Raw genomic sequence first — 317 nt, 5'->3', positions numbered from 1 at the left:
AAGACGGCGATGGCGTTGCTTAAGCCTGTGATTACGGTTTTGTTGGCGATGCCGCCGATTATTTGGGTGGTGATGGCTCTGTTTTGGTTCGGTTTCGGCAATCCGAGCGTATTGTTTACCATCATTGTATTGGTTGCGCCGCTGACGTTTGCGAGTGCGGCGGTCGGGATGGCGAGTGTGAACAAGCAGCATGAGGAATTGTTTGACGCTTATAAATTAGGCCGTCTGAAAAAAATCCGTTATCTGTATATCCCGCATCTGACGGGCTATGTGATTTCCAGCATCGGCGTGGCGGTGGCGATGGGGGTGAAGGTGGT

The 317-nt window shown here is 51.7% G+C and carries 1 protein-coding gene; it reads left to right on the top strand.

From position 1 onward, the window contains the following. The coding region (locus tag ACTHSP_RS23360) for an ABC transporter permease (RefSeq protein WP_440347162.1) at positions 1-317 on the top strand (317 nt) is incomplete at both ends.

This window comes from Neisseria sp. P0001.S005, from assembly GCF_051963715.1.
Note: the sequence above shows the minus strand (reverse complement) of the source record. Positions and strands in the feature narration are given on the sequence as shown.